Source organism: Mycobacterium talmoniae (assembly GCF_001854525.1).
In the GTDB taxonomy this organism is placed as follows: domain Bacteria; phylum Actinomycetota; class Actinomycetes; order Mycobacteriales; family Mycobacteriaceae; genus Mycobacterium; species Mycobacterium talmoniae.
In genome coordinates, this window is record NZ_MLQM01000150.1 from 1 (window position 1) to 13,223 (window position 13,223).

Sequence of the window (13,223 nt, forward strand, 5' to 3'; positions counted from 1 at the left end):
GGTGGGAGTGTGGGCGCAGCGCCGTACACCGATTGTGGTGGGAACGGTGGCGCCATGGTCCCTATGGTATCGGTGACCAGCGGGTTTATCAGCGTGTCTGTGCTCATTTTTTCTTCCTCCCTCAGAACATCCGGTCATGTGGCCTAGCAGCTGGTTTGCACCGCGGCGGCGAGGATGGAGAGCAGGTGATCCACGTGGGCGATCTTGTCGGTGAACTGCGCTAGCAGGCCGTACGCCTGTAGGGCATCGTGGAACACGTTTCGGGCACGTTGACCTGTGACATACATGTCGTGGACCACGGTGGCGTACTGGGCAGCGTCGGCTTGTTCGCCGCTGGACGCCACATACACGCTGTCTCCTCTTTTTCCATCAGTGTTTCATTTCTGAACATTAGCGTGTCATAGATTCTTTTTGGTGTCTAGACGATTGCTACTCTCAGATCCGTGTTTGACGACCTCGACGCGGATGCGGTGGCCGCGGCTCAGCATCAGATCGCGACCGACGCGCTCGCGGCCGCACGCGCGGTCGCGTCTGGTTGGCTCGCGGACGGGCCGGGAGTCGGCCTTAGCCCGGACGAAATCACCCGGATCTTGGTACGGCGCGACGTCGCCAACCCGCAATATCACCGCCTGTCCCCCTTTGAACGGAGATGGGCCGTCTTGGTGATCCGCCTTATCCGTGCGGCTATGGACCCGACCCCGGCGGTCGCGGATGCCCATCATCGTGGCGCCTCGTGGGCGGATATCGGCAGCGCTCTCGGCGTCGCCCGCGCCACCGCATACAAGCGGTTTAGCGGCAAGGTGACATGAGCAGCACCGAGGACCGCCCCGATTCGCCGGATACTGTCCAGGGTCGGCTGGCCGAGGCTGTGGCGGAGTTGGGCCAGTACCACGTTCCCGAGGGCATCGTGGTTAAGTCGCCCGATCCCGGCGCGCCTCACGATCGCGCCCACTTGTTCAAGATTCGTGGAAGTAACGCTCTCCATGTTGTCGGGGGCGGTGCGGTGGCAGATGAGGTCCGGGACCTGTTGCGCGAGGGACGGTTTAAGGGGTGGAGGAGGTTGCATCCGGTTCGGGAATCCCGCACGGAGTTGAGTGCCGTTGCCGCCGAGTTGAAGCGCGTCTCGGGTTCGAACCGGACCTACAACCTGCTCGACAGAGGAAACCCCTAGAGCCGGTGGACTTCAACCCGTGGTCGATTGCCGCCGGCGCATCGGAGAACCGCACGCCATCGCTGGAGTAACTGTCACGCCAATCATCTTCACGGTTGCCAGTTCCCACTGTGACGACGATGTAATGCCGATCAGTCAACACGGCGTGCGCTCACTCAGACTAGAGGACGCTATCCACACCAGTGGGTAGCGGCCATCCGCGTCTTTCAGCGGTGCCACGCCCACAGCCAGGCCACAATCGGGGCCAAATGCTGGATCGTCAGCTATGGCTAGGTTCCAATACTGCGCCTGCTTTTCCGCACTGGACCGCTTGACGTAGGAGGCGTGTGTCCAGATGGGATCGCCTAGGCGCGGTGGATTCAGGGGTGGTGGGGAGCCCATCATGGTCTCGTTCTCTTGTGGTTGAGTCGCCGTTGTGCGATCTCGTCGCCGACTTGTTGGATGAAGTGGGTGAGGTCAACGGACGAGTGGTCCATCGGAGGTAGGTCGGACAGGGGCTCGTACATTGGGTACGGGTCGTCGTCGACGAGCAGAATTCTTTGGTTATTGTCAGCCATCTTGGTCTCTCTCCTTTTCCTGGCCCTTAGGCTGCGGCTATACCCCTTACACCCTTATGGCTCAGCGCCTTTCACTGTCCATTGGGTGCGGCACTGCGTTCGACAAGCGTTGTTAGTGTCGCGATGCTCTCGCGGTAGAGCGTATTCAGGCTAGCTGTGACCTCCGGGGTTGACGCCAGCGGCATCAGCGTCTCCTCCTTGAGCTTTGCGGTCTGCAACAGTTCCCGAGCTGCAATTCTTTCGCCTCTACGCAGCTTGATCCGCGCCACTATTGCCGCGAGATTTTCGAACAGTCCACGGTCAATGCTTCCCTTCTGGGCGTCATCGTGCTCAGTCGTAGGTGCAGTGCGCTTGGCGTTTTCAATGCTCATCGTCACTTCCTTTTGGGCGAATCGTGGTTAATCTGCTGGTTGATCAGGGTCGCTAGCTCGTTTAGTGCCTCGGGTCCGGCCGGTGTGGCTCCGCCACACGTGTGTATGTTCTGAATTCCCGCGTCACGTATTGCTTGAAGCAGGTTGAGCTGCGCGTCGATGTCGGGGTTGGTGCCGGGAGTGAGGAGGTAGTCTTCTGGCACGCCGAAGAACTTGGCTATAGCGCCCAGTTTGGCGTTAGTGGAATCGGTCTTGTCGCCCGCTCGCAGCGCCGTCAGGGTTGCTGCACTGAGGGGCACGCCGCTTTCGGCGGTGATGGCATCGGCTGCGGCGCTCGTGGACATCGGGGGCTCTGCGCGTTTGTGTGTGACCTCGAAAAGCCGGTTTATCCTTCGCGCGAGTTCAACAGGAGCTAGATCCGGAGCGTTCATGTGCGCTGTTCCCCTTTCCGCCAGTTCGATGATGGATCTCGGGTTGGGGGTCTCCCCACCACCACAGCGACCCACCGCCTTCAATGTCGTGTGGGCCGGGATGCCCTTCGAAGAGCATGCATGTGGAGGTCGCGGTTGTCCCTGTCTGCGCCAGCGGAATTTCGAGCCTGCAATCCGATTTTCGTCGGAACTCACGTAGGGTCCGCTCGTCGTCCCATGCCAGCCAGGTCTCGTGGTTGTCGCTGCCGCCTTGGGCAAGTGCGTAGTGCGGTCCTTGGTGACCCGCAGCCAGTTTGCACTGTCCGGTTGGCTGTGATGCGTATCCGCCGGCGGCGCCGTCGATTGCTTCGCGTTCGTTGGCGGTGAGTGCGACGGTTGCACTGCAGCGCGTCACGACCGGCCACTCCCTGCTGACGCATGGAGGCAGGTCTTGTCGAGTCACGTAGTCTCCTTTCCTCGTACTGCCACCGGGCTCAATTGTGGGTTGGTTGTGGTGACGCGGTGGCCGTCATTGGGGACTTCCCGTGCGACCGATCCTTTGGGGCTTGTCGTGGGTATCTGCGCGGACGTACTTGGCCGACAATCCCTGGATGGAGATGCCAAATCGGCGTCCAGTCGCATAGTTGCAGGCTTTCATCCACCGATATCCGTCGTGTTCGACGATCACGATGCGCGTCTGGTCGGACCGCCGTAGCCAGGCGGTCCCGGTGAGGTTCGGTCCTCTCATTGTCTGCCGTAGCCCAGGCTCGATTATGCGGCGTCGATGCTGATTGTGAGTCGTTGACCGCAGGCGCGGGCGAGGCGTTCGAGCAGCTCGACGGTCGGGGTGCGGGTACCGGATTCGATCGCGGCGATCGCCGACTGCGTCGTGCCCATCTTCCGGGCGAGTTCTGCCTGGGTGAGTAATGACCGTGGCCGTGCCTCGCTGAATCGAACGATCCTCCGCGGTACCTGCGGTGGTGGTGGCGTCCATGGCTTCATGATGCTCGTCAGGCCTGACAGCGCCTGCCTATTGCGGGTGGTCGATTTGTTCGATGCGAGCGTCGGTGGGCCGGTGGCGGTAGCCGCGCCATGCGTCGCGTGCTCGCGACGCGTACAGGCAGCCGCCGGCGGCGTAGATGGCTCCTGCGAACAGGCGTGGGAAGGCAGGCCAGTCCCTATACGGCTCGGCAGCGATCACAAGGCACATGTTCCAGGCCAACGCCGCGGCCAAGACGCCGAGCCAGAGCGCGCGGACAATGCGCCGGTCCGGCAACGAGAACACCACATCATCCTTGTTCATAGCCGAATCATCTTCTCGTCCACCGACAGGTACCTCAGCGGACTTCGGCGGGCCGCAGTTCGGCGGCGTATTCCCAGTAGAGCTGGGTGGTGTCGACACTGTCGAACCAACGGACCTTGACCATGCCGGCATCTGGCGGGTCGGCGGTTAGGTCGTTCGGTGTCCAGGCCGGCGCGCTGCTGTCTACCACCGTGCCGTGGTCCTGACGGTCGGGGTGGGTGACAAACGCTTGCTTCTTGGCGGTGATCTTGGCGACAAATTCGGCGGCATCGGTGTGGAGCTGGTCGCGGAATGCCGTCGCCCCAGGTGGCGTTGGGCTGGCGTGGATCATCTGATTCTCTCCGTCTCGGGTGCGTTTCGTGGACTATTCCGTTCGATTGCTTGGTTGGGTTCCGGGCGCGGCGATGGGGATCCCGAGGTTGGTGGCCGCTTGTCGGAGGCGGTGATCGTAGGCGACGAGCGCGGTCAACGAAGCGGCGGCCGAAGCGGTTTGGGCGGTGGCTAGGTGTATCGCGTCCAGTGATCGCAGTTTGTCATCGGGGTAGGCGGCTGCGGTGGCGCGCACTACGGTGTCGATCTCGAATCGGTCCAAACGGTCCAGCACAGCAGGCACCGCTGCCAACCCTTCCGGAGCGACCGTACGGATCGCTCGCGGTAGTTCCACCTCCGTCAGCACCGAGGTGATCCATGGGATGTCGACTCGCTCATCGAGCCAATCGGCCAGATCTTGAGATTCGGCCTCATCGCGGATGAGCTTTACCAGCGCGGAGGTGTCCAGGTAGATCACGTGTTAATACCGTTCCTCGGCACGCAGCCGCGCGAGCAGTGTGCCGGCGTCTTCGTCGCCGGTGCGCATTGGGACCGTCGGACGTGGCGCGACCCCCCGTGATCGAGCCGGCACTACCCTGCCGGCGCTGATCAGTCCATCCAGTGGACCTGGCTTTGCTGGGACGATGCGAGCTATGACCGCGCCTCGCTCGGTCAAGGTGATTTCCTCGCCCTGCTTTACCCGTGCCAGCACTTTCGACGTCTCCTGGTTGAGCACACGAATCGATACTTCACTCACCCCACCAATGTACTACTCCCCGGTTCTACATATCATCTTTTAACTCTCGGCGATGTTGCGCGCCACGGGCGGTGACGGCGTCACGGTTTGTTGGCGGCGGCCAGGATTCCCAGGACCAGGGCCAGGTGTTCGGGGTCCGCGCGCAGGGGGATGATCGTCTCGATCGCGCTCTTGCCGTCGGGGTTGTTGAGGTCGATGCTGGCCTGGCCGCGTAGTCCGCCGAATCGGCCGTGTGTGATTGCTTCCATGCCGCATGACAAAAGTTCGGTGTGGTGGGTGTTCGGGTAGTCCTTGCCCATGTATCTGTCGGCGAAGCCGTCGGGGGTGGTCCATTCGTTTTTGTAGTAGCGTTCTTTGGGTTGTCCTGCGGTGCGCTGGTGCAGGAAGTGTTTTGTGACGAAGCTGATTTCGGGGTTTCGGTCTTCCATGCGGTGGGCTAGTTCGTGAATCATTGAGGGGGCGTCGCTGTAGGTGATTTCGGCGGCCACGCCGACGGTGACCATCGTGGTTCGTGTGCGGGTTCCTCTCACGTAGATCACTTCTTCGGGGCCGTTGGCGCCTTGTTTGGTGGCGAATTCCATGCGGGCCTGTGTTGTTGTGCGGCCGTCGTTGAAGTCGGTGATCAGCTCGGCGAGGCGTCGTTCGTTGTCTGGTGTGCGTGGGATGGTCGCGTACTTGCTGGCGAGGAGGTCTGTGGTCGTTCCGTTGCCGGATGCCATTGCTTCGGGTGAGTCGACGAAGTAGCTGCGCAGCGGTGTCAGCCGGCCGTGGTCGAGTGCTTCGGACAGGTCGAGTACTTCGGTTCGGGTCCGTCGCCTCTTTTGTGGTTTGGCGGCGTTGTAGTGGGCGCGGGCGGCTTTGGAGCGTTTGGCGAGCATGTCCCCCAGCTCGTTGGCGTGTTTGACCATCTCGTCTGGGTATGACGCGATGGCGGCGGTGAACATGGCGCGATCGGCGCGGCTCATTTTGGCGGCGTTGATGGGGATGGTTTCTGCTGTTCCGAATGATCGTTCATCAGCGAGCACGCGGTAGTAGGCGTCGCGGACGATTTCGGCGCGCTGTTGGTTCATCTGCTGGGATTCGCGGAAGGCGTCGTGCACCAGTTGGGCTTTGGTTCTGGCTAGTTCGTCGACCGTCGCTGCTGCGCTGTCGGCATCGGTGACGCCGGTGGCTGCGCGGGCCCGGGTGGCTGCGATCTCGTCGTCGAGGCGTTTGATGTTTTGGGCGATGGCGGCGGCGCGGGCCGCGGCCGCGGTGTCGTCGAGTCCGTGGTGCTGCAGGTTTTGTTCGGCTTGGTGAAGGGCTAGGTCTCGCAGTGCTGCGCCGTGAGCGATGACTGCGCCGGCGTAGGCGTCGATGACTTGCGGGGTTGCGCCGCGCGGGTTGGCCCTGTAGGCGGCGAGTGCGGTGTCGAGGGTGTGGGCGGTGTCGAGGCGCCGCTGCTCGAGATCGGGCCCGGTTTGGGTCGACGGTGGGCTATCGGTGCTGGGGTCGTCGGGATTATCGGGTGGGGTCGGGTCGAGGTGGTTTTGTTCTGCTTTTTGTAGGGCGTAGCGCAAGCGCTGGTATGCGCGGCGGCGGTCTCCTCGACAGCAGGGGCAGCGACGTCCTCCCCTGTCTTTCGATCGACACACAGGCCTCAAAGTACCATTGAACAGGGTTTTCCTTGTCCCCCATGCGTGGCAGACGTCCCGGTCGAATCCCGGTCGTTGTTTAGTGAATGGCGCCCTGGGCGCCGTCGTCGCCGACGGCCTGGGCCAGCACATCCCAGCCCAGGTCAGACAACTGGCCCCGGCCGCTGCCGGCGGCCAACATCGCCGCGGCCACGTCGGCCAGCGTGTCTCGCGCCGCGGTGAACTGGTAATACACGTTCGGTTCAGCCACACAGACACGCTCGGGCGTGACGCCGGTCAGGATTCGCCGCACCACTGTCACCAGAGCGGGATCGCCGGCCAACAGTCCCCCGCCGACCACACCCGGTTCGTCGGCGAGCGGCTGCTCGAGCCGCGTGTACGCGACCGATGCTCCGTCCCGTGTGAAAATCAGCGTCGACATCACTCCCCTGCGTATTCGCGTTCGAGGTGGTAGCGGATCTCGTTGGCCATGGTTGAGCCGCTTTCCAGGGTGTTGAGTTTGATTTTGGTGTGCAGGTCGTGGGTGAGGGCGATGGTGATCCTCTGGGTTTCGCTGGGGTCCAGGCGTGGATAGTCGGGGATGTCTTGGGGTGGGGTGCCTGTGTTGTAGGCGTTGTCGAGGACGCGTTGGGCGTCGGCGGTCATGTTGGTGCCGGCGAGAATCGTTTTGCGGCGCATGTTCTTGTGCAGGGCGGTGGGGATGTCGAGTGTGAAGACCTTCGTCTTTGGCTTTTTGTCGGGTGCCGCCTCGGCCGTGTGGCCGGAGGTTGCCTCTTCACTGGGTGCTGGCGGTTCACTGAGTGCTGGCGGCGGTGGCGGTGACACGGGCCCGCTGCCGGCGGTGGGGTCGGTGATGGGTTGCGCCGCTGTGTCCTTTTCGGGCTCGGGCTGGGGCGCGGGCTCAGGTACCGGTGTGGGCGTGGGTTGTTCTGGCGCGTTGGGGGTTTGGCCGCTGTTGATCCAGGCGTCGGGGTCGGCGGCCAGGGCCGGCATTTTGCGGCGGGGCCGGATGGGGCTGATGACGTCTGGGGTGTGTTTGGTGCTGGTCATTTCGCAGTCTCCAGTGGTTCCTGGGTGTCTGGGTGTCCGGGTGCCTGGGTTTCTAGGTTTTCGAGGTGTTCGGTGAGGTGTTTTTCGAGTTCGGTTGTTAGTTCGGTGATTTCGTCGACGGCCGGTGATGTTGGGTCGTGTTCGTGGACGGCGAGTCCTTGTCCCATCGATTCGGCGTAGGCGACGCGCTGGTCGATGGTGGTGTCCATCAGCGTCGGCCCTAGGCCTGTGAGGCCCTTTTTCACGGCTCTAGAGATTTTGGTGCCGGTGATGCGGCGGTTGATGACGAATACCGCGGTCAGGGTCGGGCGGTAGATCTTCGAGGTTTCGAGGATGTCGAGGATTTCTGCGCTGGCCCAGGCGTCGAGGCCGCTGGGTTGGATCGGGATGACGATGAGGTCGCAGGCCAGTACTGCGGCGCGACCGAGGGATTCGATTCGGGCGGGGCCGTCGATGACCACGTCGTCGTAGTCGTCGATGTGGGCTGCGATGGCGTCTCGCAGCGACGGTTTGGGGTAGCCCATGACGTTGATCAGTGGCTTGTGGCCGTTGAGGAGCCGTTCGTTATGCCAGTCCAGGGACGACTCTTGGGGGTCGGCGTCGATGTGGAGGACTCGGCGGCCGCGGCGGGCCAGTTCCATGGAGTGGTTGACGGACAGGGTGGTCTTCCCTACCCCGCCCTTCTGGTTGAGGAAGCCATAAATCATGGTTGTCATGCTAACCGGTTGACTGGGTCGCTTGCTGCACATTTTGCGGGCATTTCTGTGTCTCTTGCCTGCTCGGCTAGATAGCTTTCCTGGGTCACTGTCTCCGTGTGCTATCAGCCTGCCTATGGTCTCCTGGTTATGCGCGTATACCTGTGGCCTGGTTATCTGGTTGTCTGGCTTCGCGCTGTTCCTGGCCTCTCTGGCTGTAGCGGGTGGCCGATGTTCCTGTTGGCCTTGATTCCGCGCGTCCAGCCGGCTGTAGGCGGCGATTCCACGACCCGCCGGCGGCTGGCCGAGGCTTCGACGCCGCGCCACGATAGCCCTATATAGCTGCTGGTTTGCCGCGTGAGGGGCTGGTGAGATGTGTGAGCGCGGCCTGGGGCTTATCCGGGGCGAATCGGGCCTAGCGCACTTGCTATGTCTGGCTTGCTGGGTCTCTGGTTCGGTGGGTTACTGGTTCTCACAGGTCGTGCACTTATGCGCCACTCCCCTACTATCTTGTATCTGGTGTTCTGGGTCGCAGGTCGGCAGGGTGTCCCTGGTTTCCGGGTTTTACGGGCCTGCCTGGTGTTCTGGCTGCTCTGGTTACATGTCACTCATGTCTGCCCTGTGTTTCCGGCTCTCAGTGCTCCATGGCACCGCTGGGTCTCTGGCGTTGGGCGGTCTCTGGTGACTCTGGTGCACTGGCTTACCGAGCTGACGTGCTTCCCTGGCTGTCCGGTTTTGTGGTGTCGCCTCACCACTGTGTTCCTTGTTCCGTGTTGCCGCTGTCCCCCTGTGCCTCTGGCGTTCTGGTGTCGTGGCTACGCATGGTCGGTCTGGGTCTCTGGGTGCCACGGTTGTCTGGGTGTTGGCGTTCTGTGATGCCGCTGGCACGCTGGTCGCCTGTGGGGCCTCGCCGGTGGCCTGGTTCTCTGGTTTAGAGTGATCTGCGACGTTCCTGGTCACCCTGCGCGCGGCTTGGTCCAGGTGGACCCACTATTTAGCGGCTACCCGCATGGCCGGCGATCAGTTGGTGACAGACCCCGGGAGATCCTGCGCCCGGCACCGGCGCCAGCCGGATTGTTTGCGCCGCTTGGGAGTGGGGGAGTGGTGATGCGGTTGTTCGTTGCCAACTGATCTGAGGCATTGCCACCCGACCTCGAATAAGGGCTGCAGCGCCGCTGATCACGGGGGGTCGTCATCGCCTGACGGCCGCAGCTTCCGAGAGATGATGTCTCGGGTCGAATGACAACAACAACAACAACATGGCGGCAAAGAGAGCGCCTCGGCCACCGCCCTGCTTATCGCGCCTGTTTCGTCACGGTGACAGGGGCCCAGGCAACCAGTTTCCTTGCCTTCCTGGTAGCCAGTGGTCCAGGGAACCTGTTGCTGCCTATTGCGGTGGTTGGAGTGTCGTCGTCGTCGCCGCCGCGTTGTAGCTGGCGATGATGGCGCTGGGCAGCCGACCGGTGGTGGACACGCTGAGGCCGTGTTCGAGGGCCCATTTGCGGACTGCTGCGGGGTCGTTGGTGCTGGCTCCGGTGTACTTGTACTTACCGCGGCGTTTTCGTGGCTTGGTGGGCTTTCTGGCCTGGTTTATCCAAGGTTGTAGGTCGGCGCGTAAGCGGGCTTCGTTGGCGGGGGATAGGTCGATTTCGAAGCGTTCGTCACGGATGCTGAAGGGCACGGTGGTCACGTCGCCGGTGGTGCCGTCGGTGTCGTCGACGAGTTCCTTGCTGATTCGGGTGGCCACGAGCGGCTAGTTTTCTGGTGGTGGTTCGTAGCCGATTTGGATGACGTCCCGGGGTGCGCTGTTGTTGATGTAGAGGGCTTGGCCTGGGGGGCGCTTGGTGAAGCTGAATGCGCGCGTGTAGTAGTTCTCTTTGTCGCCGGATAAGAGCAAGGCGTGGGCGCCGACGCTCCAGGCGCTTCCTGTCGCGCTGCGGGTGCCGTTGGTTGCGGGGGTCATGTGGCTGGCCAGGCAGGTGGCGATGAGGTGGAGTCCTGATTCGGGGGTCATGATCGCGTCGGTGAGTCCTTGCATGGCCATCGGGTCGGCGGTGAGGACCTGGTGCCAGTTGTCGACGAGCACGACGATGTCGCGGCCCTGTGTCCGCCGTGCGGGGTTGCTCAGCCCTGCTTCTAGGTCTTGGACAGCTTGGGTCAGCTCTTTGGGGTTGCGCACATAAAAGGGAGTTCGAGGAGAGACCATCATGTAGTCGTCTGGGACAGCACCTTTGAGGCCGCCGCGGAAATCGACGATCATGAATATGACCTGTTGGGGCGTGTTTCGCTGGGTGATTGCTGTTGCGATCGCCCGTGCGGCGGTGGTTTTGCCGGATCCGGGTTCGCCGAAGACCAGCAGGTGTGGTTGTTCGGCCAAGTCGAGGATGGCGGTGCCGACGGTTGATTCGGCGATGCCGATCGGGATTTTCCAGCGGGTTGTGCGGGGGTCGGTGGGTTGGGTGGGGTTGGCGTCGAGGAGTTGGCGGATCGGATGCTGTGCGGGGAGTACTGCCAGTTTGGGTGGGGTTGGGTGGCCGCTCCATTGTGTGGCGATGGTGGCGATGGTGTGTTTGTAGGTGTCTTCGATGCCGGCGATGGTGTTTTGGCCATCGAGGCGGGGGGCGGCGATCATGATGTGTTGTTTTTCGGTGCTGATGGCGCGACCGGGCTTGTCGGGGACGGTGCGGGCGATGCGGATGTCGGTGCCCGCGTCGTTTTCGTCGGCTTGGTGTAGGTCGATTTTGAGGGGGAGGTTGTCTCGGAATTTGCCGCGTAGCGATTGCCAGCGGGTGCAGGTGATGACGGTGTGGATCCCGTGGTCGGGGCCGGTGTTTAGGAGGTCTTCGACGGTGGGGAGGAAGAACTTGTCGTGGTCGGGTTTGAGCTGGTCGGGGAGCCAGGTGTCGGTGCTGAAGACGTCCCAGCCGTCGATGATGAAGACGATGTCGCCGTAGGGGTCTTGTGCTGCTGGGTGGTCGGGGTTGGTGGTGCGTAGTTGGCGGTAGGTGTTCCAGCCGGGGATGCGGTGGGTGGTGAAGAGCGTTTGGCGGCGGTCGCGGATGGCTTTGAGTTCGGCCACTGTGCGCCGTATACGGGGAACGTCGGTTCGGGTGGCTACGCCGGCGACGTGGGGCAGTGCTTCGAGTTGGACGAGTCGGCTGGCGGAGAAGTCGAGGCAGAAGAATTGCGCATCGGTGGGTGCGTGGGTGGCTGCGGTCGACACGATGAGTGTTTCGCAGAAGGTGGTTTTTCCGTGTTGCTTGGCGCCGCCGATGGCTGCTGAGGCGGTTGTTCCGGTGAGGTTGACCATCCATGGGAGTTGTTTGTGGTGGTAAGGCAGGTCGATGATGCCCATGGGGATTTCGAGGTGGTGGCGGGTGGTGGCGGCGATGAGGTTGTTGACGGCAGTCGGGTTTTGAAGTGGGGGGCGCCAGGGAATGTAGGCCGGCGGGCCGTTGTAGCCGGTGGCCATGACTCGTAGGGCGGCGTCGCGCAGGGTCAGCTGGGGGGTGTGCGTTGTGGTCATCGGTCGTCTCGCGTGGCGTTGGCGGTGGTGAACAGTTCTACAGTGGGTTCCCAGGTCGGCGTGGGTGTCGCATCGTCGGCGGTGGTGCTGACTGCAGGCGTGGCGGCCGTCGGGGGTTTGTGGGGGTTGTACGTACCGCCGGTGTAGGCGGCTCGGAATCTGATGGGATCCTCGTCCGGGACGGTGCGCAGGTAGCCTTCCCCCTCTTCTCCCTTCTTGATGTAGTGCGCTTCCGGGTTGCCGATCACGGCCTTGGATTCGCCGGGGGTGGCGGTGCGCATGGCGATGCGGTAGTCGAGGTTGACTTCGAGTTTGGCGATTTGGTTGGACACTTGGGTGGTAATAGCTTGGGTGGCCAGCAGCAGGTGGATGCGAAGGCTGCGGCCAGCGATGCTGATTTCGACGAACGGATCGACGAATTCGGGGTGCTTAGCCATGAGGTTGGCGAATTCGTCGATCACGACGAACAGGGCCGGCACGGGGGGGATGTCTGCTCCTGCTTGGCGGTGCTGTTCGTAGACTCGGAAGTCGCCGATTGCGACGCCGAGTTTTCTTGCGGCCTCGCGTTGGAGGATTTTGCGGCGGTTGATCTCGCCTTGCATGGTGACGACGAAACGTTCGGTCAGGTCGGCTTCTTCTTCCATGTCGGTGATGATTCCGACGACGTGTGGCTGGTTTTCCATGCCCTGGTAGGTGGTGCCGCCTTTCCAGTCGACGAGCATCATGTTGAGCTGGTTGGGGTGGTGGGTGGCGCAGGCCGAGCACAGCATGGTTCTGAGGAATTCGGATTTGCCGGATCCGGTGGTGCCGATGAGCATGCCGTGGGGTCCAAAGCCCCCCTCGGCGCCCTCTTTGATGTCAAGGGCGACGACTTCACCGGTGGCGGTGTCGTGGCCGATCGGGAAGCGTAGCCGGTTGAGGTCCGGGGCGATCGCGCCGTCGAGAGTCCCTTCGGAGTATTCCTGCCAGCGGTCTGGGGTGAGGTCTTCGACGGTTTTAGCGCCGACCAGCGATAGCCAGCTGGTGTCTTTGGGCGCGGCGGCGCGTGGGCCGCTGCTGGGTTGAGGTCCGGTGATCGACCATTGCGCGAGTCGGCGGGCGAAGGTGGTGGCTTGCGCGACGGTCATGGCGTCAGGTTGGCCGAGGTGCTGCCAGCCTGGTTTGCGGTCGGGGGAGCGCACGCGACTGGCTTCGCTGAGGCCGCCGTCGTCGGGGGTTTTGAGTTGGTATTGGGCGCGGATGTTGCCCAGGGTGATGTAGGTGACGCCGGACCGGCCGTCGAGGGGGTAGGTGGTTTGGCCGTCGAGGTTGATCACGATGGTGTAGGGGCCGGTCGTTTTGGCGTCGGGGAGGTGGCGGCCGCGTGAGTTGAGGTCGGTGAGGTTGTCGTCGTTGTTGGGGTAGATGAGGCGTAACGGGCCGCTGGGGGTGGTTTTGGTT

General features: G+C 62.7%; 17 protein-coding genes. 2 read left to right on the forward strand and 15 right to left on the reverse strand.

The genetic code is table 11. The annotated features are described in order from the left end of the window. Positions 1-143 precede the first annotated feature (143 nt). On the reverse strand, positions 144-350 hold the full coding sequence (locus BKN37_RS21045; protein ID WP_071028902.1) for a hypothetical protein: 207 nt from the start codon (positions 348-350) through the stop codon (positions 144-146). A gap of 93 nt (positions 351-443) precedes the next feature. On the opposite strand from BKN37_RS21045, the gene BKN37_RS21050 reads away from it, so the two are divergent. Next, positions 444-809 (forward strand): hypothetical protein, encoded by a 366-nt coding sequence (locus BKN37_RS21050; RefSeq protein ID WP_071028903.1) that lies wholly within the window; start codon positions 444-446, stop codon positions 807-809. Next, the gene (locus tag BKN37_RS21055) at positions 806-1,171 is read left to right on the forward strand and encodes a hypothetical protein (protein WP_071028904.1); all 366 of its coding nucleotides are present in this window, start codon (positions 806-808) and stop codon (positions 1,169-1,171) included. Before BKN37_RS21050 ends, BKN37_RS21055 begins: the two co-directional genes overlap by 4 nt. Before the next feature lie 628 nt (positions 1,172-1,799). On the opposite strand, the gene BKN37_RS28940 is transcribed toward BKN37_RS21055, so the two are convergent. The 14 genes from BKN37_RS28940 to BKN37_RS21110 form a co-directional block, all read right to left on the reverse strand. After that, the gene (locus tag BKN37_RS28940; RefSeq protein ID WP_131823664.1) at positions 1,800-2,099 is read right to left on the reverse strand and encodes a hypothetical protein; all 300 of its coding nucleotides are present in this window, start codon (positions 2,097-2,099) and stop codon (positions 1,800-1,802) included. Between the two features lie 2 nt (positions 2,100-2,101). After that, positions 2,102-2,443, reverse strand: a complete 342-nt coding sequence (locus tag BKN37_RS28945) for an XRE family transcriptional regulator (RefSeq protein WP_131823665.1) — start codon at positions 2,441-2,443, stop codon at positions 2,102-2,104. A gap of 837 nt (positions 2,444-3,280) precedes the next feature. Continuing rightward, positions 3,281-3,406: a helix-turn-helix domain-containing protein gene (locus BKN37_RS21060; protein WP_242657313.1), complete on the reverse strand. Its 126-nt coding sequence runs from the start codon at positions 3,404-3,406 to the stop codon at positions 3,281-3,283. A gap of 133 nt (positions 3,407-3,539) precedes the next feature. Next, entirely contained in the window at positions 3,540-3,812 is a 273-nt protein-coding gene (locus BKN37_RS21065; protein ID WP_071028905.1) for a hypothetical protein, read from the reverse strand. A 34-nt stretch (positions 3,813-3,846) separates the two neighbouring features. Further along, positions 3,847-4,143: a hypothetical protein gene (locus tag BKN37_RS21070; protein ID WP_071028906.1), complete on the reverse strand. Its 297-nt coding sequence runs from the start codon at positions 4,141-4,143 to the stop codon at positions 3,847-3,849. Between the two features lie 33 nt (positions 4,144-4,176). After that, a complete protein-coding gene (locus BKN37_RS21075; RefSeq protein ID WP_071028907.1) occupies positions 4,177-4,599 on the reverse strand; it encodes a type II toxin-antitoxin system VapC family toxin in 423 nt (140 codons plus the stop codon). 3 nt (positions 4,600-4,602) lie between these two features. Next, positions 4,603-4,878 carry a type II toxin-antitoxin system Phd/YefM family antitoxin gene (locus tag BKN37_RS28015; protein ID WP_083341942.1) on the reverse strand — a complete coding sequence of 92 codons (276 nt, stop codon included), beginning with the start codon at positions 4,876-4,878 and terminating at the stop codon, positions 4,603-4,605. An 80-nt stretch (positions 4,879-4,958) separates the two neighbouring features. Next, complete coding sequence (locus BKN37_RS21080) at positions 4,959-6,644, reverse strand: hypothetical protein (RefSeq protein ID WP_242657314.1); 1,686 nt, start codon at positions 6,642-6,644, stop codon at positions 4,959-4,961. Then, entirely contained in the window at positions 6,592-6,933 is a 342-nt protein-coding gene (locus BKN37_RS21085; protein WP_071028909.1) for a hypothetical protein, read from the reverse strand. The genes BKN37_RS21080 and BKN37_RS21085 overlap by 53 nt, the downstream gene beginning before the upstream one ends. Beyond that, on the reverse strand, positions 6,933-7,562 hold the full coding sequence (locus BKN37_RS21090; RefSeq protein WP_071028910.1) for a hypothetical protein: 630 nt from the start codon (positions 7,560-7,562) through the stop codon (positions 6,933-6,935). Before BKN37_RS21090 ends, BKN37_RS21085 begins: the two co-directional genes overlap by 1 nt. Then, positions 7,559-8,278: a ParA family partition ATPase gene (parA, locus tag BKN37_RS21095; RefSeq protein WP_207547276.1), complete on the reverse strand. Its 720-nt coding sequence runs from the start codon at positions 8,276-8,278 to the stop codon at positions 7,559-7,561. Before parA ends, BKN37_RS21090 begins: the two co-directional genes overlap by 4 nt. Before the next feature lie 1,366 nt (positions 8,279-9,644). Further along, on the reverse strand, positions 9,645-10,004 hold the full coding sequence (locus BKN37_RS21100) for a histone-like nucleoid-structuring protein Lsr2 (protein ID WP_071028912.1): 360 nt from the start codon (positions 10,002-10,004) through the stop codon (positions 9,645-9,647). Between the two features lie 6 nt (positions 10,005-10,010). After that, positions 10,011-11,783 carry a type VII secretion protein EccCb gene (gene eccCb / locus BKN37_RS21105; protein ID WP_071028913.1) on the reverse strand — a complete coding sequence of 591 codons (1,773 nt, stop codon included), beginning with the start codon at positions 11,781-11,783 and terminating at the stop codon, positions 10,011-10,013. Further along, the coding region (locus tag BKN37_RS21110; RefSeq protein ID WP_278184964.1) for an FtsK/SpoIIIE domain-containing protein at positions 11,780-13,223 on the reverse strand (1,444 nt) is incomplete at its 5' end. The genes eccCb and BKN37_RS21110, both read right to left, overlap by 4 nt.